The 23394-nt window shown below is 57.9% G+C and carries 18 protein-coding genes; 14 read left to right on the top strand and 4 right to left on the bottom strand.

Annotated features, from left to right (window positions below; all coding sequences use genetic code 11):
* The first annotated feature begins 128 nt into the window (after positions 1 to 128).
* The 3 genes from QP381_RS02580 to QP381_RS02570 all read left to right on the top strand — a co-directional run bounded on the left by QP381_RS02580 (position 129) and on the right by QP381_RS02570 (position 5314).
* Entirely contained in the window at positions 129 to 1892 is a 1764-nt protein-coding gene (locus QP381_RS02580) for an ABC-ATPase domain-containing protein (RefSeq protein ID WP_285067725.1), read from the top strand.
* 108 nt (positions 1893 to 2000) lie between these two features.
* On the top strand, positions 2001 to 2762 hold the full coding sequence (locus tag QP381_RS02575; RefSeq protein ID WP_285067723.1) for an ABC transporter ATP-binding protein: 762 nt from the start codon (positions 2001 to 2003) through the stop codon (positions 2760 to 2762).
* Positions 2759 to 5314, top strand: a complete 2556-nt coding sequence (locus QP381_RS02570; protein ID WP_285067722.1) for an ABC transporter permease — start codon at positions 2759 to 2761, stop codon at positions 5312 to 5314. The genes QP381_RS02575 and QP381_RS02570 overlap by 4 nt, the downstream gene beginning before the upstream one ends.
* A 315-nt stretch (positions 5315 to 5629) precedes the next feature.
* Here QP381_RS02570 and QP381_RS02565 read toward each other — a convergent pair whose 3' ends face one another.
* Positions 5630 to 5824, bottom strand: a complete 195-nt coding sequence (locus QP381_RS02565; protein ID WP_006680654.1) for a hypothetical protein — start codon at positions 5822 to 5824, stop codon at positions 5630 to 5632.
* A gap of 56 nt (positions 5825 to 5880) precedes the next feature.
* Here QP381_RS02565 and QP381_RS02560 point away from each other — a divergent pair, with 56 nt between their 5' ends.
* The 11 genes from QP381_RS02560 to pknB all read left to right on the top strand — a co-directional run bounded on the left by QP381_RS02560 (position 5881) and on the right by pknB (position 21188).
* Positions 5881 to 8259, top strand: coding sequence for a S9 family peptidase (locus tag QP381_RS02560; RefSeq protein ID WP_006680653.1), 2379 nt, complete (start codon positions 5881 to 5883; stop codon positions 8257 to 8259).
* Positions 8256 to 9200 (top strand): ribonuclease H family protein, encoded by a 945-nt coding sequence (locus QP381_RS02555; protein ID WP_103632836.1) that lies wholly within the window; start codon positions 8256 to 8258, stop codon positions 9198 to 9200. The genes QP381_RS02560 and QP381_RS02555 overlap by 4 nt, the downstream gene beginning before the upstream one ends.
* Positions 9201 to 9382: 182 nt before the next feature.
* Positions 9383 to 10741, top strand: a complete 1359-nt coding sequence (locus QP381_RS02550) for an alpha/beta fold hydrolase (RefSeq protein ID WP_285067718.1) — start codon at positions 9383 to 9385, stop codon at positions 10739 to 10741.
* Positions 10742 to 10960: 219 nt separating this feature from the next.
* Positions 10961 to 11923 (top strand): class 1b ribonucleoside-diphosphate reductase subunit beta, encoded by a 963-nt coding sequence (nrdF, locus tag QP381_RS02545; RefSeq protein ID WP_006680650.1) that lies wholly within the window; start codon positions 10961 to 10963, stop codon positions 11921 to 11923.
* Between the two features lie 265 nt (positions 11924 to 12188).
* Positions 12189 to 12893, top strand: a complete 705-nt coding sequence (locus tag QP381_RS02540; RefSeq protein ID WP_006680649.1) for an FhaA domain-containing protein — start codon at positions 12189 to 12191, stop codon at positions 12891 to 12893.
* Positions 12890 to 13384 carry an FHA domain-containing protein FhaB/FipA gene (locus QP381_RS02535; RefSeq protein WP_006680648.1) on the top strand — a complete coding sequence of 165 codons (495 nt, stop codon included), beginning with the start codon at positions 12890 to 12892 and terminating at the stop codon, positions 13382 to 13384. The genes QP381_RS02540 and QP381_RS02535 overlap by 4 nt, the downstream gene beginning before the upstream one ends.
* Positions 13384 to 14706, top strand: a complete 1323-nt coding sequence (locus tag QP381_RS02530; RefSeq protein ID WP_285067714.1) for a PP2C family protein-serine/threonine phosphatase — start codon at positions 13384 to 13386, stop codon at positions 14704 to 14706. The genes QP381_RS02535 and QP381_RS02530 overlap by 1 nt, the downstream gene beginning before the upstream one ends.
* Positions 14706 to 16097: an FtsW/RodA/SpoVE family cell cycle protein gene (locus QP381_RS02525; RefSeq protein ID WP_006680646.1), complete on the top strand. Its 1392-nt coding sequence runs from the start codon at positions 14706 to 14708 to the stop codon at positions 16095 to 16097. Before QP381_RS02530 ends, QP381_RS02525 begins: the two co-directional genes overlap by 1 nt.
* Complete coding sequence (locus QP381_RS02520; protein ID WP_006680645.1) at positions 16094 to 17548, top strand: peptidoglycan D,D-transpeptidase FtsI family protein; 1455 nt, start codon at positions 16094 to 16096, stop codon at positions 17546 to 17548. Before QP381_RS02525 ends, QP381_RS02520 begins: the two co-directional genes overlap by 4 nt.
* Positions 17545 to 19209: a serine/threonine-protein kinase gene (locus QP381_RS02515; protein WP_179370098.1), complete on the top strand. Its 1665-nt coding sequence runs from the start codon at positions 17545 to 17547 to the stop codon at positions 19207 to 19209. The genes QP381_RS02520 and QP381_RS02515 overlap by 4 nt, the downstream gene beginning before the upstream one ends.
* On the top strand, positions 19182 to 21188 hold the full coding sequence (gene pknB, locus QP381_RS02510) for a Stk1 family PASTA domain-containing Ser/Thr kinase (protein ID WP_103632845.1): 2007 nt from the start codon (positions 19182 to 19184) through the stop codon (positions 21186 to 21188). Before QP381_RS02515 ends, pknB begins: the two co-directional genes overlap by 28 nt.
* A 384-nt stretch (positions 21189 to 21572) precedes the next feature.
* Here the strand turns inward: pknB and QP381_RS02505 are convergent, their stop codons facing one another.
* The 3 genes from QP381_RS02505 to QP381_RS02495 are packed head-to-tail and all read right to left on the bottom strand — an operon-like array spanning position 21573 to position 23309.
* Positions 21573 to 21725 (bottom strand): hypothetical protein, encoded by a 153-nt coding sequence (locus QP381_RS02505; RefSeq protein WP_006680642.1) that lies wholly within the window; start codon positions 21723 to 21725, stop codon positions 21573 to 21575.
* 48 nt (positions 21726 to 21773) lie between these two features.
* A complete protein-coding gene (locus tag QP381_RS02500) occupies positions 21774 to 22523 on the bottom strand; it encodes a class E sortase (protein ID WP_219585845.1) in 750 nt (249 codons plus the stop codon).
* Between the two features lie 18 nt (positions 22524 to 22541).
* Positions 22542 to 23309: a DUF881 domain-containing protein gene (locus tag QP381_RS02495; protein WP_131367625.1), complete on the bottom strand. Its 768-nt coding sequence runs from the start codon at positions 23307 to 23309 to the stop codon at positions 22542 to 22544.
* Positions 23310 to 23394: the final 85 nt, after the last annotated feature.

Here is a 23394-nt window from a genome sequence, read left to right as displayed (position 1 = left end):
GCAGGCTTCCTCAACCGTGTGAGTGAGGAATAGCGCCGGCGGGCATCGGAAAGCGACCACGTTATGTGCGTGGAATGCCCGCCGGCGCGACCTGTGCCCGGGGTGGAGCGACCCGATACGATAGGGGCATGGTCCCTCGCTTTCACACCGACGATAAGTTCCACAAACGCTCTGGCTCTGACGCAGAGTTGATTCGTGACCTCGACCGTCTGGATGGTCGCTCCTACGGGTCGTATAAGTCGGTGATCGGCGACTGGGATTACGGCGATTTTTCGCTGAGCATCGATCGGATTCAGTCCGACCCTTACGCTCCTCCGTCGCAGATTCGCGCAACTGCGAAACCTGATCGAATGGGCTTGCCACCTGAAGCATTGGCGAATGGTCAGGCTCGTCTGGCGACGGCTGACTTCCTGGCGCGAGCCTTCGAGGCAGCAATCAGAAACCGCATTCGTGGTGGTGCCATTCGGATCGCTCACCCGGGTCCAGAGATCCTGCAACGTTCAAGCGCGAAGGTGATGCCCGATCATGTTGAGATCCGTTTCCAGGTTCAGATGCCTGCGCGAGGTCGAACGATCATGGGCCGCGAAGCTGCCCGTATTTTCGACGTGGATATTCCGAACATTGTGATGGACACGTTTGATTTTGTGTCTGACGATGACATCACCATCGCCAAGACTTCTGCCCTGAAAACCCACATTGCAACGTACGAGGATCATTGCGCTCTGATCGATTCTCTGGCGGAAAACAACTGGGTGTCTTTTATCGCCGATGGCTCGTTGCTTGCCCGTAAGTCGGGGGTTTCGCAGGTTCCGATGGACGCCGATACCGCGGTAACTTTTGAGTCCCCGCAGACTCTGCGTCAGACGGTGAACCTTCCTCACGCGGGCAAAGTCAGTGGCATGGCAATTGCTCCCGGTGTCACCGTGATCGTCGGCGGTGGCTACCACGGCAAGTCGACGCTATTATCAGCAATCCAACGAGGCGTGTACGCGCATGTTCCAAACGACGGTCGCGAACTCGTAGCAACTCTTCCGGATGCCATGAAGGTACGCGCAGCCGATGGTCGTACCGTGACCGGAGTCGATGTTTCTCCCTTTATTTCACATTTGCCGGCCGGCGCGGACACGACGAACTTCTCGACGTCGAACGCTTCAGGCTCAACCTCTCAGGCTGCGGCGATCATGGAGGCTGTGGAACTCGGCTCTCCTCTTCTGCTGATCGACGAAGACACTTCGGCAACGAACCTCTTGATCCGTGATGAGCGTATGCGCGCCCTCGTCGCCACCGAAAAAGAGCCGATCACTCCCCTCGTTGACCGTATCGGAGCTCTTGCAAAGCAGAATGTTTCAACGATTATGGTCATGGGCGGTTCTGGCGACTATCTGGACGTTGCCGACTGCGTCCTCATGCTTGACACTTACCGTTGCGTGGACGTCACCGCCCGCGCCAAGGATGTAGCTGCACAAATGCCGCGGCCTCGTAATGACAAGCAGGAATTCGCGTTGCCCGCGCCTCGTATCCCCCATTGCCTGCGCCCCACGTCCGACCGCCCGAAGACAAAGTCCGCGGGCCTGGACGAAATCACGATCGACCGCCAGACAATCACCCTGACGGACGTGGAGCAAATCGTCGATCCGGGTCAGACCGAAGCAATCGCGTGGGCGGTCCGAGGAGTTTTGGAAAACTATGCTGCCGGCAAGATGGCGCTAGCCGAACTGCTTGCTCGTCTTGAACGTCAGTTCGCATCCGAAGGCTTGGACGCGCTGACAAAGTTCGGGGCACGCTCATACCCGGCATTCTTGGCTCGCCCGCGACGCGTCGACATTGGGGCCGCGATCAACCGTTTCCGCGGGCTCAGTATTGTCGCCACCGACTCCGTGGAAAAGGACTGAGCCCCCTCTATTCGAGGTTAATCGGGGACATCCCCCACAAGAAAATGGGGGTGGAAATGGGCGCTTCCCTCATAGTGCGTAGCTCGTTGCTCGGCGCACAGTTGAAGCATGAGCATTTCACTTCCACAATCTCAGTCAGTCTCATCCGTTTCGTCGTCCGCGCCCGTTGTCGCGCTTGATCACGTATCCAAGATTTACGGTCAGGATGATACGCACGTCGCAGCGCTCGACGACGTCAGCGTCGACTTTTACGAGCACACCTTCACCGCCATTATGGGTCCGTCGGGCTCAGGTAAGTCGACCATGCTTCACATGCTTGCCGGTCTCGATTTGGCGACCAGTGGCGAGGTTCGGATCGAAGGTAAAACCTTGTCGCAACTGGATGATGACGCGTTGACCCGTCTTCGTCGCGACCGCATCGGTTTCGTATTCCAGAGCTTCAACCTTGTTCCCACTCTTGATGCGCGCGCAAACATTGAGCTTCCCCTTCACTTGGCCGGACAAAAGCCTGACCGCCGTTGGCTCTCCATGATCATCGACGTGCTCGGCATCGGGAATCGCTTGAAGCATCGCCCGCAGGAAATGTCTGGTGGCCAGCAGCAACGCGTCGCCGTTGCCCGTGCGCTCGCATCGAAGCCAGCAGTGATCGTCGCCGACGAACCGACCGGCAACCTGGACTCCGCTTCCTCGCGCGAGGTCCTGCAACTTCTTCGCGCCACCGTTGATCAGCTGGGGCAGAGCGTCATCATGGTGACGCACGATCAAAACGCCGCTCTGATTGCCGACCGTGTCCTGGTGATGCGCGACGGAAAGATCCGCGCCGATCTGACCAAGCCGACCGAAGCTCAGCTGAGCGAGGCTGCACGATGAGCTCCATTAAACAACCGGGCGATTTCGCCCCTACATCCGAACCTCGTACCGACGCTTCCACAACGCGTGGAACCCTTGGCCACTTGCTCCGCGCCAACGTGAAGACGCACGGTCATCGCTACGTGGCGACCGGCCTCGCCGTCGCGATTTCAACCGCGTTCATCATGGTGTTCCTGGCACTCGGCAACGGCATGACCGCATCACTGACCGCGAGTGCGCGCGATTCCTACCACGGTGCTGCCGCGGTGGTCGAGGCTACTGACGAGTTCTACGATGCCGGCCACTCGGATCTTTTAGAGGTCACCGATCAGTTGAAGGCAACCGACGGTGTCACGGCAATTGCACCGCAACAGCGGGCCTTCCTCAATCTGTCGAATGGCGCTAAGCGCACGGTTCGCATGGCAAGCTCTACCCAGCCGGAACCTTTCCACCGCAGTGAAGTAACAGAAGGTGCCCTTCCGAACAGCGACACTGAGATCTTCCTCGACACGATCGCCGCCGACAACCTTGGCGTGAAGGTAGGCGACACGATTCAGGCAAGCGCTGCGTACACGCAGGATGCTTCTGCTCCAAAGACCAGCCTGACCGTTTCGGGCCTGATGAAAACCGGGCCGACGAGCCAAGGTGTTGCGATGATGACACCGGACGGCTTGGTTGCCGCGTCCAATCACTCGCAGTACACGACCAGCATTCTGGTTGCCTCATCGAGCGCCTCCCCGTCGATTGCTGAGCAAGAAAAGTTGGCGAACACGCTGACAACGACACTCGATGACACCGGTCTGACAGTAATGACCGGCCAAGCGGCATACGAAAGAGATCTTGAGCAACTGGCCGTCGGGTCAGCAACACTCAGAGCGATATTCCTGATCTTCCCCGTGATTTCGATGATTGTCGCAATTATCGTTGTTGCGACGACCTTCCAGGTGATAATGACTCAGCGGCGTCGCGAGCTCGCCCTGCTACGCGCCATTGGCGCAACGAAGAAGCAAACTCGGTCGTTGGTCATGCGCGAGGCCGCATTGATCGGCCTCATCTCGTCGGCGGTCGGTACCGCCGTGGGCGCATTGGGTGGGTTTGCGATCCTGAACGGGTTCGGGATTGTCTCGTTCTCTGACGCAGTTGTCTCGGCTGCCTCGCCGATCGCCTTGGCGGGCACGTGGGCGGCTGGCACGCTGATGACGATCGCCGCGAACCTGCGCCCCGCGCGCTCGATTGCTCGCATGTCTCCGATCGAGGCACTGGGTAATCAAGCGGAAACCGCATCCTCGCAGAAGTCGCATCGCGTGTTCTTCATTGTTTCTCTCATCATTGCGGCGCTTGCCTTCGCAGGTATGGGTGTTGGCCTGTTCATGCGTGGGTCGACCAGCGGTTTCCTGCTCGCATTCCTTTCCGGAATGGTCGCGCTGGTCGCCATGATGTGTGCATCGATCGTTTTCATCCCGGCCTTGGCACGTCTGTGGGGCAGTCTTGGACGGGGAACCACGGCGAAGCTGGCACGCGAAAATACTCTTCGCAATCCTGGTCGCACCGCTGCAACAGGTGTTGCTATCTCCATTGGCGTCACCCTGATCACCATGATGAGCGTGGGCGCAGTATCAATGCGGGAGACACTCACTTCCGAGGTTGATTCTGCTCGTCCTTACGATCTGACTGTGCAGTCTGTCAGCAGTGAGCTACCCGCATCCGCTCTGTCGGAGGTTACTGGAACACAAGGTGTTGCCGCGGCGATTGCGATTCACGGGACCAGCGGAACGATGACAGCGGGGACTGATTCGCTTGATGTCTTCATCGACGGCGTGCCCGACTTGAATCCGGTCGCACACTCCACGGTTGACGTATTGGATGATTCGACCGCAAAGTTTTCGAGCAGCACAGTGAAGACCGGAGACACGGTTCAGGTGTGTACCTCGAATGGAAAGTGTGCGGATTTCACCGCTCTCATCGATGAGCGCTCCCCGGCTGACTACGTTTCAATCTCTGCGAACGCCCTCGGCAAACTGGATTCATCAGCCGGCGTAAGCGCGATTCAAGTGAAGCTGGACGACCAGGCGAGTGCTACCGAAGTACAGTCCGCTCTGCTGTCGCTCAACGACCAGTACTCGGTGAACGGTACTGCTCTTGAACGCGAAACCTACAACCGGGCGATCGATCAAGTCCTACTGGTCGTGATCGGAATGCTCGGTATTTCGGTTCTGATTGCACTGGTCGGTGTGACGAATACGCTCAGTCTGTCTGTTGCGGAGCGCACCCGCGAGAACGGTCTGTTGCGCGCTCTTGGTATGACCCGCCGGAATATTAAGACAATGCTGAGTGTCGAAGCTGTCTGTATCGCGTTGGCTGGGTCAACCATCGGTGTGATTCTGGGGATTATCTTTGGAATCGCGGGAACATACGCCCTGCCTTTAAAGGATGTGACCATTGCAATCGCCATGCCGTGGGGAACGCTGATTGCGGTTGTTGCTGTGTCCGTGTTGGCCGCTTTGATTGCCTCGTGGTTGCCCGGACGCAAGGCTGCAAAGGTCTCTCCCGTGGAGGCACTGACGACTGAGTAACACGGCTCCGTGTCGGGGCTCGGGGTGCATCCATTCGGATGCACCCCGAGTTTCGTTCAAGCCCGAACCTCGTCGGTTTTCGCGTGTTGCGTGGAACTACACGAACTGCACCTAGCGCGACGGATCTGGGGTTTTCAGGGCAAAAGTGTCGCGTCAGATGCAGTTCGGGGCACAAAACCCGCCTCCTCACCGCACCACCTACACCCCACGCGACACAACCACGCCCTCAGACACTAAACCGTCGCGTCAGGTGCAGCCCGTGCACGCAAACCGGTCAGTCTCTCAAAACCAGCCAGTGAAAGCCCAACCAGTCCCCTACTTTCGAGCGCGCACCGATGCCGTAAGAACGGTGAACAGGGAGTTCAAACGCTCATTGGCTGGCAGGTCGGCCAAGGTCATCATGTCTTCTTTGCCGAACCAGCGCATTTGACCACGGGAAGCATTAAACGCGCCGACGCGTGCGGTTGCCGGATTGACGGTGAAGGTGTCGATGCTGAGGCGCAGGCTCATTTACCCGTACGGGGCCATGTAAAACAATTGTGCATGGTGCGGGTTAAAGTCTGTGCATGAGCACATTCACCCTTCCACCTGTGGCCGAACGTCGATTTGGCTACCGCATCCGCGATATTCACGGCGATCATTTTGATGATGGCTGGGATTGGTTGCGCGATGAGTCGAATGCTGATGTGGTCGCGCACCTGGATGCAGAGAATCACTGGGCGGATCAAGTGTGTAAGCCAACTGAGTCATTGGCTGCAGCGATTACAGCCGAGGTGAAGGGGCATACGGCTCTGGATGATGTCTCGGTTCCCGTTTTGGACGGTGATTATTGGTATTTCCGCAAGTGGCATAAGGGCGATTCGTATGCGACGCATCATCGTGTGCCGGCCGATCGCAAGGGCATTGTTGATGCGTCTGCTCTTCCGCCTCAGCCCAGTGTTGATGATGTTCTTCCTGGCGAGACGCTGATTCTGGACGAGAATGCTCTGGCAAAGGGACAGGAGTTCTTTAAGGTCGCCGATATTCAGCCAAGCCCCGATGGTCGCTTAATCGCGTGGGCGCGGGACACTGCTGGGGATGAGCGCTTCACGTGGGTTGTTCAGGTTGCCGATACTGGCGAAATCGTTGATGAAGCCGTGGTTGACGCTGGTTATGGGCTGGCCTGGGCGGCGGATTCCGCTTCGTTTATTTACATCGGTGTGGATGATGCGTGGCGCGCGTGCGAAGTTTGGTGGCACCAGCTTGGCACCGGTCGTGATCAGGATCGTTTGCTTCTGGTTGATCCTGACGAGCGTTTTGAAGTGGGGATTTCCGATGGTGGGGACCCGTTCCATGTTCTCATTCATTCAATGTCGTCGACCGCTGGTCAGGCATGGGTGTGGTTGCCGGATCGTCCGTCAACGCGCCCACTTCCAGTAACTGGTCTGACAAAGCGTGTGATGGTGACGGTGGATTCTGCTGGCGATCACCTGCTTCTGGTGCACACTGCTCTGTCACAAGAGGGCACGCTTGCCGTTGCCACTTATCCGTCGGATCTTATTTCGCTGGCAACTCCCGTTGATGCTGACTATTCACGTAGCTCTCTTGGCGATCGCGCAACTGGATCAGCGATTGAGATTGACGAAACCGCGCCTTTTGCTCCCCCATCTGCGTGGGTCACTGTGCGCGAAGCGGGCACAGGCGAACGCCTGCTCGAAGTGGAAGCTAGGGCATCGTTCTGCGTGCTTTCTATGCGTTCGAATGCTCTGACACAAGTGGAGTACCGGGTACGAAACACGGCTCTTGACGTCAGTGGAGATGCCCGGCCTCGTCCCCTTTCGGGCGACGAACTGGGCGAACTCTGGGGCTGCGGACACTTCGTCGACGCCGAGGCTCCGGTGCGCACGATCGATTCCGTCGATGGGCCGCGCTTTGATGACCATTTCTTCCGCGTGCGCGTTCAGTCGCAGATTCAACCGGAAACAACGATCCAAGTTGATCCGTTCAGCGGTGGAACGACATTACTGAAGGTCGCGGAGGCTCCCGGCTGGGATCCGTCCACGATGGTGGAAGAGCGTGTGTGGGTAACGGCTCGCGATGGGAAGACTCAGATCCCGGTTACGTTGATTCACGGGGTTGATGTGCGACCTGACGGCACACATCCCGGGTGGGAATTGGGATATGGGTCGTACGAGGTCTCCTATGACCCCGAGTTTGAGACGCTCCGCCTGCCAATCTTTGAGCGCGGTGTGGTGTTTGCGATCGCGCATATCCGCGGTGGTGGCGAACTGGGGCGCGCGTGGTACGACGATGGGAAGGAAGCCGTGAAGGTGAATACTTTCACCGACTTCATTGACGTTGGGCGTTGGATGGTCGAATCAGGGTGGGTTGCTCCCGGACGCCTCATTGCTGAGGGACGAAGTGCCGGTGGTCTGTTGATGGGTGCCGTGTTGAATATGGCTCCCGACCTGTACCGAACGGTGATCGCTGGTGTTCCTTTCGTCGACGCTCTGACGACAATCTTGGATCCGAGTCTTCCTTTGACGGTCGGTGAATGGGAAGAGTGGGGTAACCCCATTGAAAGCCCGGAGATCTTCCGGATTATGAAGGGCTACACGCCGTACGAGAACGTGCCAGAAAACGTCACTCTGCCAGCAGTTATGGCAACAACGTCAGTGAATGACACACGCGTTGAATTTGTTGAGCCGACCAAGTGGGTCCAACGCCTACGAGAAGCGTCAGGGCAGAACGCAGATGCTGACCTTGCCGCCTCGCGTCCGATTGTTCTGCGTACTCAGATGGTTGCAGGTCATGCTGGGCCGTCTGGCCGTGAAGGGCGCTGGAAGGCTCGCGCCGAAGAGTTCGCTTTCGCGCTCGGGCAGGTCGGAGTTCGCGAGCCCGCAGCATCGGAACTAGGTACGTCTGAAGCATCCGAAGCAATGGACAAGGCTGGTGATCAGCGATGACGCCTGCAGGTAACCGTATCGTTGCTGCCGTTGACGGTTCTTCACTTGGGAATCCTGGGCCCGCCGGCTGGGCGTGGGTCGTTGACGCCACTTGCTGGGATGCCGGTGGCTGGGAATCGGGGACGAACAATCTGGGTGAACTCACCGCTGTTCTTGAGCTATTGAAGGCCACGGAAGCTGCTGGGTTTGCTGACTGTGAGCTCCATATCTTGGCCGATTCGCAGTACGCGATCAACGTGATCTCTCAGTGGATGCACGGGTGGAAGAAGCGCGGTTGGGTGAAAGCCGATAAGAAGCCGATCAAGAACCTTGAACTGATTCAAGAAATTGACCGTGTCATCGCTGGGCGGAACGTAACCTTCGAATGGGTGAAAGGCCACGCTGGGCACACCATGAACGAGCTCGCCGATGACTTCGCGCGCGGATGCGCCGAGGAATATCAGGCGGGTCGCATCCCCAAGCCTGGCCCCGGATTTGCTGGTAGCGGGGGAGAAACTCCTGCTTCGCAGTCCAACGAAACCGGTGATTTCGGCGATGATTCCGCGAGCGCAGTCGCGGAGCCGGCGGTTTCTTCTTCTGACTCTTCTTTCATGGAGATGCGTGACGGTTCCGGATCGGACAACAGGTCGCGTCTGATTGAGAATGAAAAGGTGTTCCTCACCGCCTGGCTTACAGGAGAATCATCGGTTTTAAAGCAGATTGCAGCCTCGGACTGCACGCGCGTTTGGCCGAACGGGAACGTGACCACGACGTTGGAGGGCCCTGTTCCCCTCGACGCGAAGATCAGTCGCATGACGGTGACTCCCGCAGGAAGCGCTTGGCTTGTTCGCTACGAGATGCGATGGAAGAACGGCGCCAGCGTTGAGCTGTCGGTCTGGGAGCCAAGTGAGAATTCGCGTGGGCTGAGCCTGGTTCATCATCAGACAACCTTGAAAGGTTAAGAGGCAGGCCACACTGACGTCCACGGTGCGACCCTCGAACGAGCAGTAGCGACCCACGCGCAAGAATTGCTGAGTGATGTCCAGCCTGCAACCACACTCCCGCAAAGAGCCAGCTTGCTCTCGGTTCACTGACATCGTTGCGGGTATGCGAATTGGATCGCCGCCCGCGATACAGTGGGTTCATGCTCGTGAACTCGTATATTCAGCACTCTTGCACCGTCAATGAACACCGTTTCGTCGTCCCGTTGGATCACCGGAAGACGCTGAACTCACCCGCATCGACTCCGCAGACACTGGAAACGATCGAGGTTTTCGCGCGCGAGGTGATCCGCCCCGGTGGCGAAAACCTCCCCTACTTGGTGTATTTGCAGGGGGGTCCCGGTTTTGGCGCGCCTCGTTCGGGTGACTTCCGCGATGGCTGGCTTGGGCGTCTGCTCGACGACCACCGCTTGGTTCTGTTAGATCAACGAGGCACTGGCCAGTCGGGACGCCTTGATGCGCGCAGTTTGGTGGAGTCCGGTCGCTTCGATAACCCGGATGGGTCCATCAACGACCAGGCGTTGGCTGATTACCTGATGCTTTTCCGCCAGGATCAAATTGTCTGGGATGCCGAGTATGTTCGCCGTGAGCTGGCTGGCGACGCACAGTGGTCGACTCTGGGCCAGAGCTTCGGCGGATTCATCACGACCGCTTATCTGTCGCTCGCCCCAGAGGGCCTCGAAAAGTCACTACTTACGGGTGGTTTGCCGGGCCTTACACACGTTGACGAAATCTATCGCCGGACATACGCCACCACGGCGAAGCGTAACCAGACCTACTTCTCGCGCTACGCATCCGACGAGCGCACGATCCGTGAAATCGCCGCTCACCTGCGCGACACCGAAGAACTACTGCCAACAGGAGAACGCCTCAGCCCCGCACGATTCCGCATGATCGGCATGGGCCTGGGAACAACAACGCGCACAGACATGTTGCACTACCTGCTCGAAGGCCCGTGGACGACGGTGCGTGGGCAGCGTCGCCTGTCACACCAGTTCCTCGAAGGCATCGCGGCGGAAATTGCAGGTACACCCATGTACGCGGTCCTGCACGAAACAATTTATGCGGGTGCGACCCCCGACCTGGCGGGCACGACAACGAACTGGTCCGCCGACCGTCTAGCCGAAGAAATCCCCGGTTTCGCTAAGGATGCCGATCCACTCGACGAATCTGAGCCCTACTACCTGACCGGCGAGCACATGATGCGCCGTTTCTTCGACGAGGATCCGTTCCTCCGCCCGTTCGCCAAAGCCTGCGACATTCTGGCGACACGCACGGATTGGCCGGCCGTCTACATTCCCGAGGTTCTGACTCACAACACCGTCCCGGTCGCAGCAGCCGTCTACTACGACGACATGTTTGTGCCTCGTGAACTGTCCCTCGATACCGCGACGACAATCCGTGGCGCACGCACGTGGATCACGAACGAGTACCAGCACGACGGCCTGCGCGCGTCCGGAACGAACGTTATCGACCACCTTTTCGAGTTGGTACGCGACTGAGCACCGACTCCCTGGCTCCGCCTGCGATAAGAGCAGAGCCAAGATCGGCAGGCGGCCTCGTCGATTGGTGCACACTCGATGTGTGCGCAACTGGCCGATCTCACAAGATCGGCCGCCCGCCCACCTCACCTACCCACCCACATCGCGGGTAGGCTATGTCCATACCCCCAAAACGCCCGCGCTTGGATACGAAGCACACCCCGGATTGAAAGAAGACCAGTGAGCACTCAGCCTGTTTTTGAAGCGATCAACTGGAACCGCATTGAGGACGAGAAGGACCTCGAGGTCTGGGATCGCCTCACCGGCAACTTCTGGTTGCCTGAAAAAGTGCCGTTGTCGAACGACATTCAGTCCTGGAAAACCCTGCACCCGGACGAGCAGCTGATGACGAACCGCGTGTTTACCGGCCTGACTCTGCTGGACACCCTGCAGGGCACCGTCGGCGCAATCTCCCTTATCCCCGACGCGCGCACCCCGCACGAGGAGGCCGTCTACACGAACATCGCGTTCATGGAGTCCGTGCACGCGAAGTCCTACTCGTCGATCTTCTCGACCCTCCTGTCCACCGAGGAGATCAACGAGTCCTTCCGCTGGTCGGAAGAGAACGAGGCCCTCCAGAAGAAGGCCGAGATCGTGAAGTCCTACTACGAGGGCGACGATCCGGCCAAGCGCAAGGTCGCCTCGACGATGCTCGAGTCCTTCCTCTTCTACTCCGGCTTCTACGCGCCGATGTACTGGTCGGCGCACGCGAAGCTGACGAACACCGCTGACCTCATCCGCCTGATCATCCGCGACGAGGCCGTTCACGGCTACTACATCGGCTACAAGTACCAGCTCGCCGTCGCCGAGTCCTCTCCCGAGCGCCGCGACGAGCTCAAGGATTACACCTACTCCCTCCTCTACGAGCTCTACGAGAACGAGGAGCAGTACACGGAGGACCTCTACGATCCGCTCGGCCTCACCGAGGACGTGAAGAAGTTCCTGCGCTACAACGCGAACAAGGCGCTGATGAACCTCGGCTACGAGGCCCTGTTCCCGGCCGACGAGACGAACGTGAACCCGGCAATTCTGGCGGCTCTGTCGCCGAACGCTGACGAGAACCACGACTTCTTCTCGGGCTCAGGTTCCTCCTACGTCATCGGCGAGATCGTCGACACCGAGGACGAGGACTGGGACTTCTAAGGCCCCTCCTTCAAGACAACTGACAAGGGCCCTGGCAACCAGCACGGTTGTCGGGGCCCTTTCGTTTCACCCCTGGATTTATCCTAGAAATCGCGGAGAAGCGTCCGCAAAAAACCCTCGCTTTCGCGTTGACGGTTAAACTGTCTTTGTTACGTGTGTGCATTTACGCTCACGCGAAGCGTTTTTCCGTTGGAAGAGAGTCGATATTTCGGCGATCAACCGCCAGAAAAGCGTCCAATACCGCCTGTCCCTAGGAGTACCGAGCATGAGCATCTTTGATCGCTTTGAGAACGCAGTTGAGCGTGGTGTCAACGATGCCTTTTCGAAGGTTTTTCGTTCCGGCATTAAAGCGGTTGATGTGAACTCGGCAATTCGTCGCGCGATGGACGATTCGGCGCAGGAGCTGTCAACGGAGCGCACGATCGCGGCGAATCATTTCACGGTGTTTGCTACGCCGGCTGATTTGGATTCGTTGGAAGCTGACTTGAATGTTCTTGCGGACGAATTCGCAGCGCAGGCGACCGAGCATGCTGCAGACAACGGGTACGCCCTGCTTGGCCCGGTAAGCGTTGAGTTCCGCGAGGATGACAAGGAGCAGGCGGGCAAGTTGCGCGTCGAGGCTTCGAATAAGCGTGGGAGTGTCGCGCCAGCGACTGCCTCGTCTCCTTCGCCTGAGCACCCGATCATTGAGGTGAATGGCGAGCGTTGGCTACTGACGGAGCCCGTGACGGTGATTGGTCGCGGTACCGAAGCCGATATTATCGTCGCCGACACCGGCGTTTCGCGCCGTCACCTTGAACTGCGGATCACGCCGACCGGTGTGATTGCTACTGATCTTGGTTCCACGAATGGCACGTTTGTTGAGGGCCACAAGATTGATGCTGCGACCCTGCTGGATGGTAACCAGCTGACGATTGGTCGTACTGTCATCGACTTTTGGACTCACCCGGAAACGGGGGGTGATGAATGACCTCGGATCTCGCGTTTACGGTTTTTAGGATCGGGTACCTGGTCCTGCTGTGGTTGCTCGTGTTGGGTGCCGTGAATACGTTGCGTCGCGACGTGTTTGGCACGGTTGTTACCCCGCGTGGTAAGGGCAGAAAGGCCGCTGATCAGCGTCGTAAAGAGAATCGACGAAACCGCCACCAGGCTCGGAACTTAGAGCCCGATGTGCCACGGAACGTGTTGCTGACGGGTGGCCCGCTTGTGGGAACTGTTCTTCCGTTGGGAACGACACCGATTGTGATTGGGCGTTCGCCCGCGTCGACGCTTGTGCTTGAGGATGAGTACGCGTCGGGGCGTCATGCTCGCCTTCAGCCTTCTGAGCAAGGCTGGTGGATCGAGGATTTGAGTAGCCGTAATGGCACCTTCGTTGATGATGAGCGTCTTAGCGAGCCTCGTCTGCTTCATTCGGGCGATGTTGTGCGTATTGGGCAGACCACGTTTGAATTGGTGAGCTGATGGCAGCTGCCCCGATTGAATTCCGTTGCGCGGCCCGTTCTGACGTTGGGTTGGTTCGAAGCAATAACCAGGATTCTGGTTATGCGGGTCCGAACCTGCTTGTTTTAGCCGATGGCATGGGTGGTCCTGCCGGTGGCGATATTGCGTCAAGCGTTGCGATTGCGCACCTTGTTCCTCTGGATTCGGATTCGTATCCTGCGGACAAGATGCTGCCGTTGCTTCGCGAAGCGTTGATGGATGCGCACGATGAACTGTCGGATCGTTCTCGTCGAGACAAGGATCTTGAGGGTCTGGGGACGACATGTATTGCTGTGATGCGTTCGGGCAATAAGTTGGCGATGGTTCATATCGGCGATTCGCGCGCCTATGTTTTGCGTGGAGAGGCTCTCACGCAGGTAACAACGGACCATTCGTTCGTTCAGTATCTGGTGGAGTCCGGTCAAATCACGCCTGAAGAGGCAGAACATCATCCGAATAAGAATGTTGTTTTGCGTGTTTTGGGCGATTCTCAGGCGGATGTGACTCCGGATGAGACGATCCGCGAAGCGGTTGTCGGCGATCGTTGGTTGCTTTGCTCCGATGGCCTGTCGGGTGTTGTGTCTCCCGAGACGTTGGGTGCTGTTCTTGCCGAAATTGATGATCCCGGTGAGTGCGCTGAAGAGTTGATTCGCCTTGCGCTTCGCGCGGGCGGTCCTGACAACATCACGTGCGTTGTTGCTGACATTGTCGAGCCCGGCTCGTATCCGGTTGGGCCTCCCCAGATTGTGGGCGCGGCGGCGATTGATCGTCATGCTGCTTCTCGCGGTGGCGAGGGTGCGGCTGGGCGCGCGGCGGCTTTGCGGAAGCAACGCCGTTTGGCGATTGACGAAGATGACGGCGAGGATCAGACGAAGCATCGCGCTTGGTTCGCCCCGCTTTTGGGTCTTGTTGTCGCTGTTCTGCTCGGTGTTGGCGGATGGCTTGGTTGGTCGTGGACGCAGAGCCAGTATTACGTGATCGGCCAGGATGGCTACGTCGTTATCTACCAGGGCATTCCGCAGTCGTTGGGACCGTGGAAGTTCTCGCACGCCGTCGAAGTCACGGATCTTTCGTTGGCTGAGTTGACCGATGCGGACCGTCAACGCCTGAAGGATCCTGTTCTGCGTTCGTCGCGCAAGAAGATCGATCAGTACATTGATCAGTTGCGTCTGAACAAGAAGAGCTTTAAGTCTGCACTGAACGCTGATAACTCTCAGTCTGACGATAGCGCTCAATCCGCGTCCTCAAGACAGTCGGGGGCTCAATCAAGTTCGACGAATAACAGTTCGGCGGGTGGTCACTGATGGCTCTTGTGACCGTTGCTCCCGCGAAGCCTCGTCGCGGTCTTGAAATTATTCTTTTGCTGGTTGCTTTGACAGTCGGTATTGGCGGATATGTTCTGACCAGCATTAATCGCACGGGTGAGTTGCCCGGCAATCTTGCAATGCACGCCGGTATTTTGCTGGCGATTGCGATTGTCGCCGAGGTGGGGATGCATTTCCTGGCCCCCTTCGCTGACCCCGTGATTCTGCCGATTGCAGTAGCGCTCACCGGCCTGGGTTTGGCGATGATTTATCGCTTGGATATGTCCTACGATGCGCTTGGTCAGGCGACCGTCGAAATGCGTCAGCTAATGTTTGTGGGCATCGCAATTGCTGTCGCTGCGTTGATTCTGATCGTGTTGAAGGACCATCGTTCGTTGCGTCGTTACACGTACACGTTCGGTGTCCTGTCCTTGATCCTTCTACTGCTCCCGATGATTCCAGGGCTCGGTGTCGAAACGTTCGGGGCACGAGTCTGGATCCGCATCGGTTCGATGTCGTTCCAGCCCGGCGAGCTGGTGAAGATCACGCTGGCACTGTTCTTTGCCGGCTACTTGGTGACGAATCGTGACAATCTTGCGATTGGTGGACGTCAGTTCCTTGGAATGCGATTGCCTCGCGCCCGCGACTTGGGTCCGATTCTGCTTGTCTGGTTGATCGGTATTGCGATTCTTGTTTTGCAGCGCGATCTTGGTACCTCGCTCCTGTTCTTCAGCCTGTTCGTGGCAATGCTGTACGTGGCAACGAATCGAGTGTCGTGGCTGATCATTGGTTTCGTCATGTTCGTGCCCGCTGTTGCGCTGACAGTCAAGGCATTCCCGCACGTCGCGAATCGTTTCTCGGTGTGGTTGAACGCGTTGGATCCCGAGGTTTATGAGCAGACGGGCGGGTCGTTCCAGCTGGTGCAGTCGCTGTTCGGTCAGGCATCGGGCGGTTTGATGGGGACAGGTTGGGGTCGTGGCTACCCACAGTTGGTTCCTCTTGCCAATTCTGACTTCATTCTTTCGTCGCTTGCCGAAGAATTGGGTTTGACCGGTTTGGCCGCAATTCTGGTGCTGTATCTGGTGCTGATTGAACGCGGTTTACGTGCCGCCATTTCCGTTCGTGACGGTTTCGGGAAGCTGCTGGCAACGGGTTTGAGTTTCTCGCTGGCAATTCAGCTGTTCGTTGTGTTGGGCGGTATTACTCGCCTGATCCCGCTAACGGGTCTGACGGCGCCGTTCTTGGCAGCCGGTGGCTCGTCAATGGTGTCGTCGTGGTTGACTGTCGCGCTGTTGATTCGCGTGTCCGATGCGGCTCGTCGTCCCGCCGCTACACCTGCTCCGTGGAACTCAGGTATCCAACCGTCAGTTGCACGTGAGGTGAACGCATGAACCATCAGATTCGTCGCTTGTCCATCGTCATCTTCGCAATGTTTGCTCTGCTTGGTTTGGCTGCAACGAACAATCAGTTCCTTCAGGCTCCGTCTTTAAACGCCGATGGGCGTAATGAACGCACTATTTTGCACGCGGCGGAAACGGATCGCGGTCCGATCATTGTTGCGGGTTCGGCGATTGCGTCGTCAACGAAGATTGAGGGCTCTCATCGTTTCCAGCGTTCCTATTCTCAGGGTCCGCTTTATGCTTCGGTGACCGGGTATTTCTCGTCCGCATTTTCGCAGGCAACCGGGCTTGAGTCGGCCGCTGAATCAACATTGGACGGACAGTCTCAGGCTCTTCTTGGTCAGCGTCTTCACAACCTGTTTACGGGCGCTTCTCGCCAGGGCGGCGGCTTGGTGCTGACGTTGGATCCGACCCTTCAGCAGATTGCCGCTGATCAGTTGGGTAACCGCAAGGGCGCCGTCGTGGCGTTGAATGCAAAGACCGGCGCGATTTTGGCGATGTATTCATCTCCCAGCTATGACCCGAATTCTCTGGCCGCCTTCGATTCCGAGGCGGTGAGTGACGCGTATAAGGCTCTGACGGAAGATCCGAACGAGCCCCTATCAAACCGTGCGATCGCGGGTAATCGCTATGAACCCGGTTCGACGTTCAAGATTTTGACGTCAATCGCTCTGATCGAAAATGGTGTCGCTTCACCATCCACGAATGTGGAATCCCCCGTTTCAACAGTGCTTCCCGGAACTCAGACGACGGTGTCGAACATTGAGTCTTCGACGTGTGGCGATGGGAATCCGACGTTGGCTGAAGCGTTTGCACGATCGTGCAACACGTCGTTCATTCTTGCCGCGCAGTCTCTTTCTCACGATCAGCTTGCCGATGTGGCGTCGCGTTTCGGTTTCGGCGCATCCCAGTCGATTCCGCTTGCTGTGACTCCTTCGGTTTTCCCTGAAACGACGGACGCGGCCCAGCTGGCGATGAGCGCTATCGGCCAGTATTCAGTTCAGGTGACGCCACTTGAAATGGCTGAGATTGCTCAGACGATCGCTAACGGTGGTCAGATGATGACGCCCTACTTGGTGTCGCAGGTTGTGGATGCTGATTTGGCTGTCCAGTCCGAGACCAACCCGACTGTGTTGCGCACCCCGATTAGTGCCGATATTGCGACGCAACTGACCGAGATGATGAAGGGTGTTGTCAATCAGCCGTATGGCACGGGCACATCCATGGCGATCGACGGCATTTCCGTGGCGGCGAAGACCGGCACGGCGGAAACGGGCACTAACGGACACGCGAACGCGTGGGCGGTGGGTTTTGCTCCCGCTGATGATCCGCAGATTGCCTTCGCTGTCCTTGTCGAGGGTGACGATACGGATCCAGCTCCTCACGGTGGAACCGTTGCCGGCCCAATTGCTCGCGCGCTTCTAGAGGCAGGTATCCAATGAGTTCTTCCACAAAGTATTCAGCGGGCAAGAAGCTGGGCGGTCGTTACACGCTACTCACGCCGATTGCTCAAGGTGGCATGGGCGAGGTCTGGAAGGCCCGCGATCAGGTGACCGGTCGCATGGTGGCCGCAAAGGTATTGCGCCCGGAGTTCTCTGGCGAAGAGTTGTCCCTGTCGCGTCTGCGTATCGAAGCGAATAATGCGATGCGTATCCAGCACCCGAATATTGCGAACGTGCAGGATTCTGGCGAGCAGGATGGTCGCGGCTGGATCGTCATGGAGCTGGTTGAAGGCAAGCCCCTCAATCACTACTTGAAAGACGGTCATCGCATTGCCACGCAGGACCTCGTCCCCGTGCTGATGCAGGTCGCGATGGCGCTCGGCGCAGCGTCGGAAGCCGGGGTTGTCCACCGTGATATTAAGCCCGCGAATATTCTGGTGCGCCCCGACGGCATCGTGAAGCTGACCGATTTTGGTATTTCGCGCTCGAATAATCAGGCGGCTCTGACCGCCGCGGGAATGGTGATGGGCACGGCTCAGTACCTTCCGCCCGAGCAGGCAATGGGGGAAATCGCGACATCGTTGGGTGATTTGTACGCCTTGGGTGTAATTGCGTACGAGGCTGCTGCCGGACAGCGACCCTTTACTGGCAAGACGCAAGTTGATATTGCGTTCTCGCACGTGAATGATCCTGTTCCTCCCCTGCCTTCTGACGTGCCGCGTCCGCTTGCTGACATCATTTGTCACCTCCTGGAAAAGAAGCCGGAGAAGCGCCCCGACTCTGGTGTGGCGCTGGTCCGCGAGCTGTCGAAGGCGGCAAAGCAGATGGGTATTTCTGTAGCAACTCATCCGCTTCCCGACCCATTCCCAGAGGCGAAGATGGAGCCGACGCAGGTTCACCCGTCTCCCGTGGCAGCGCCGGTTCATCACACGAAGCGTCGCAGTCTTCCCGAGGAACTGCTGGAACGCCCAGCGGGCCTTGATACTCCAACGGATCCGCAGAACCTTACGCAACAGTCAGATTCGCAGGATCCTCAAAACGTAAACTCCCAGACAGAACACTCACAGTCGCTCTCAGGAGATGCCATGCCATCGAACAAGGGGGATGTGGACTTAGATCCAACCGCGGTGCGTCGTCGTCAGCTCAGTGAACGACTGAAGGAACGTGCTCGCGTCCGCGAAGAGGCTGACACGGCTCACGCTTCGGTGTCGCCGACACTTCCACCACCACCGGCTCTCACCGACAAACGTTCGGCCATCGATTCAGCCAAGCGCTCAGGAACGCAGGCCGTGACCTCGTCCCCCCAGACGAAGACGCGCCAGCAGAAACTGTCGTCGCCACCACCCAAGCGGGTCAGACCGAAGCCGTCGAGCCAGGCGAGCAGGCAGGTCTGGTACTCCGTGTCGAAGCGGAATGCGCCACCGGTGAGCACCGTGCCCCCGACTCCGACTCAGTACAACAGGTCGGTGGTTGCGCCACCTGTTTCAAAGGGTCGACGCATCATCCAAGCAATCATCATTGCCCTGATAATCATCGCGATTCTCGCGGGCGCATATTTCATTCTTCAGCACATGTTCGGGTCACTCACGTCGCTTCTCAGTGACGGGCTCCCCACCACGAAGGAGGTTCAGACATGGCAGACTCCATGGGCCGCCGTCTAGCCGGCAGGTACGAGGTTCGCTCACTGATCGGGCGTGGCGGTATGGCGGAAGTCCACCTGGGCTTCGATACGCGCCTATCACGCGTTGTCGCAATCAAGATGCTGCGCTCTGACCTAGCACGAGACTCCGTGTTCCAGGCGCGTTTCAGGCGTGAAGCGCAGTCGGCTGCTTCTTTGAACCACGCGAATATTGTGGCCGTGTACGACACGGGCGAGGAAATGCTGACCGGCCCTGACGGTCGTGCTATCTCCGTGCCGTACATCGTGATGGAGTACGTTGAGGGGCACACGGTCAAGGAACTGCTCGCTGACGGTACTCCGGTGCCGATCAACGAGGCCGTTGCCATCGTATCCGGCGTGTTGGGCGCGCTTGAATACTCCCATTCGCAGCATTTGGTGCACCGGGATATCAAGCCGGGCAACATCATGTTGACGAATGACGGCAAGGTGAAGGTCATGGACTTCGGTATCGCGCGTGCGATCACCGATTCGCAGGCGACGATGACGCAGACGAACGCTGTCGTTGGCACTGCCCAGTACCTGTCGCCCGAGCAGGCTCGCGGTGAGCAGGTGGACGCGCGTTCCGACTTGTACTCCACCGGCGTTGTCCTGTTTGAGTTGCTGACCGGTCGTCCGCCGTTTACCGGCGATTCGGCTGTTGCCGTTGCCTACCAGCATGTTCAGCAGTTGCCTCCCACACCGTCGTCGATCACCCCGGATGTTCCCGAGGCACTTGATCGCGTCGTCATGAAGGCTCTGGCAAAGGATCGCACAGACCGCTACACGTCAGCTGCCTCTATGCTGGCTGATTTGATGCGAGCGTCGCACGGTGGCCACGTGAATGCTCCAGCCGTTGCGGTGTGGGCGGACACGGTTCCGATGGCTGCGGCAAACGTAGCTAATTCGCAGCCGACTCAAACGTTGCCTCCGGCAGTTGCTTCCCCGTCAAATGCGACAACGACCTTTGCGCCCGTTGCGACGCAGGAGTTTGAGGAAGAACCGAAAAAGAAGTCGAAGAAGGGCATTATTGTCGCGCTTGTCATTGTGGCTCTGCTACTGATGGGCGGTATTTGGTACGCACTGTCGCATGCTTCTTCGGATAAAGAGATGGTCGCTGTCCCCGACAATCTGATCGGAATGACGCAGGCGGAGGCGAAGTCCGCAGTTGAGTCTGTTGGCTTGGTGTTCGCGATTTCGAATGAGACGGTTGCCTCTGACGAGATTGAAGAAGGCAAGGTCGCCGAGACTGATCCGCCGTCGGGCGATCAGGTTGAGGTTGGTTCGACCGTGACAGCCAAGTTGTCGAGTGGCGCTGAATCCGTTGTTATTCCTGACAATCTAGTGGGTATGAGCCCGGATGCCGCGAAGCAGGCAATTGAGGCTCTGGGGCTTGTGTATGAACAGACCGCTGACCCTGTTGCTTCTGCGGATGTGGAAGAAGGCAAGGTTGCTCAGGTGAACCCGTCGGTTGGTTCGAAGGTCAAGAAGGGATCGACCGTGAAGGTCAGTCTGTCGTCGGGCCCGAAGAGCGTTGAGGTTCCGGATGTTACGGGTATGACGCAGGATCAGGCGCGCGAGGCTCTGGCTGCGAAGGGCTTGACGGTTGGTTCCGTTCAGGTGTCGGATGACCCGAGCCAGAAGGAAGGTCTAGTGATTTCCACTAACCCGGCTGCTGGCACGTCGGTTAATAAGGACACGGCGGTCACGTTGACTGTGTCTTCTGGCAAGATCACGATTCCTTCAGGTTTGGTTGGTTACGACCAGGCGCATGTTGTTCAGACTTTGCAGGAGCTTGGCTTGCGCACATCGGTGACGGAGCAGTACTCGAACAATCTGGAAGCTGGCGGTGTTCTGGCGGTGAATCCGACTGAGGGTTCTGTTGTCGCCCAGGGTTCGACCGTGAACCTTACGGTGTCGAAGGGTCCGCAGACTCCTCCGGCTAATCCGAACAATTCCGGTCAGGCGAACTCGGGTAGCTAGTGGGTAGTTATCCGATTCACCGTGGGTGGATTTGATTGACGAGGCCTGGCGGGGATCATATGATCCCCGCCAGGTTACGCTGAAGGTTGTTGGAACTTTCACCGCAACATCAACAGATGCAAACCTTAACTATGCGCCCTCACTCATAGTGGCGTATTTCCGCTCAGCTACAACAGGCTTCAAGCTCCGCGCCCGTCCAGGCGTGGCCTCGTCCCCCTTAAGCCACCCTGATAGAATCACGCCGATTCCACGCGCCAGAACACGTTGGCAACGCGTCACAACGACACCAAGATCAAACGAACCGGCACGAACCATCCGCGCGTATGCGGAAAAGTATCAGCCGAACGCCACCTGAAACGGCGAAAGCGTCAACGGGTGAACAGGTCAGACGGACGCTTCGCCCAACTCTAAGTATTCCTGGGCCCACGGGTAACCCCACTCAAGAAGAGCGTAGGCAACAAGGCCAATCAGAACCAACGACTCAATCACCTTCAACCATGTCGGTCCGGGAAGATGACGAAAAATCCAAGCGTACATGTGGATCAAATGTCCTTTTCAAGCGATGTTCAAGCGGAGAAAATGGGATCAGGCTGCGGGTTCGTCCGCCAGCGCACTGGGCACGCCAGTGTCCTTAGGAGTCCATGACTTGAACTTCAGGTGAACAATGAAACGTTGCGAGTTCCCGTATTCGGGGTGGCACGTAGTCATGGTCATCCAACGTTCCGTGGGCACCTGGCTCCACGTGACATCATCAATCACGGGGGCGACGACGCGGTAGTTGTCCGGGTCATTGGCCTCAACGATTTCGCTGGTTTCCATAGTGTACGTGACGTAGTGGTTGTCGAGTTCGACAACAACGGGGTCGCCGACGGACAGGCGGTCGATCCAGCGGAAGTTATTACCGTAGGTGCGGCGGTGGCCGGCAACAGAGAAGTTGCCGATGTCGCCGGGCTGAGCGGTGTCCTCATAGTGGCCTGCGAAACCCTGGTCTAGGACGAATGTCGACGTGGTTTCCGCCAACGGAATCTTCATCCAGTTCCACTTTGGGACATGAATAAGGCCGTAGATCTGGTTCGGGTCAACGCTGGTGGTCATTGACGGCGGGTCATCCGCGCGTTCCTCACCAACGTTTGTGGTAGCGGGCGCGTGCGCGTGGGCGTATGTTTCGATCGCTTGCTGGCGAGGTCCTTCAACTTTGAAAGACGTCCAGTAGAGCTGCCAGAGTGCGAAACCAATCAAAACGATGGCGACGGTAATGAAGAGTTCACCAATCACTCCAAGAGCGACGCTGAGCGGCGAGGCCTTCTTTTGGGGGGCAATATGTGCGCCTGCCATGGAACGCCTTGTCATGTTTTAGTCCACCACCTGTGCGTATGAGTTAAATGTCTTCACGCTAGCCGCGGGAAGATGAAGGGATTTGTTCGTCTCCAGATCCCAGCCAAGGCCATACAAAGCAACGTAGGCCTTGTAATTAACAATACGGGGATTTGCGTTGACCTTCTCTGTGAGCGCGTTCGGATCACCAATGGCTTCCACCACGTATGGCGGAGAAAAAGGCTGTCCGTCAACAAGAATCACGTTGCCAATGCATCGGATCACTGTTTGTCCGGTCACGCGTACTCCTTGGACAGTCATGGCTTCCGCGCCACCATTCCAGAGCGCGTTCATCACGTCTTCAATGTCCTGCTGGTGAATGACTAGGTCGTTCGGTGTAGCACCGTCGGGAATCGCCTGCTGGGGTGCGTCCGTGAGCGTAATAGTCACACCTGGGCCGGTCACAGGCTGTGCTGCCAGTGAGGTAATGGACGTATCCTCGGTCTGCGTTTGGCCGGACGAGTTGGCGTATTGAGAGACGATGTCGCGCAGTGCGCTCACCTCAAAATCAAGCGTTTCGACTTCATCCTGCGAGGCTCGTACCAGCGAAATCAGGTTGGTATCTCGCCCGAGGTTGTCGGCGTCATTCTTCGCCTGCGCTGAAACGATGAACAGCAAGCCACAAGCAGCGGTGACAATAAAAACGGATGTGGCCGCGCGTGGAGACAGTGGCGCAAACTTCCGTAGCTTGCGCAGGGCCACGTGCCAGGGGCCGTCGAAGTGCGAAATGTGGGGCTTGGGTTTCATCGACGAGGCCGCCTTCTTTTTCGAACGCGACCTCGGTTCAAAGGCGGGTGGGGTCGAGGAATCGGATTTTTGTGACGCCTCGGGT

This window comes from Pauljensenia sp. UMB6358, assembly GCF_030216865.1.
Lineage (GTDB): Bacteria > Actinomycetota > Actinomycetes > Actinomycetales > Actinomycetaceae > Pauljensenia > Pauljensenia turicensis_A.
The sequence above is the reverse complement of the archived record's forward strand: the minus strand, read 5'-3'. Positions and strand labels throughout refer to the sequence as shown.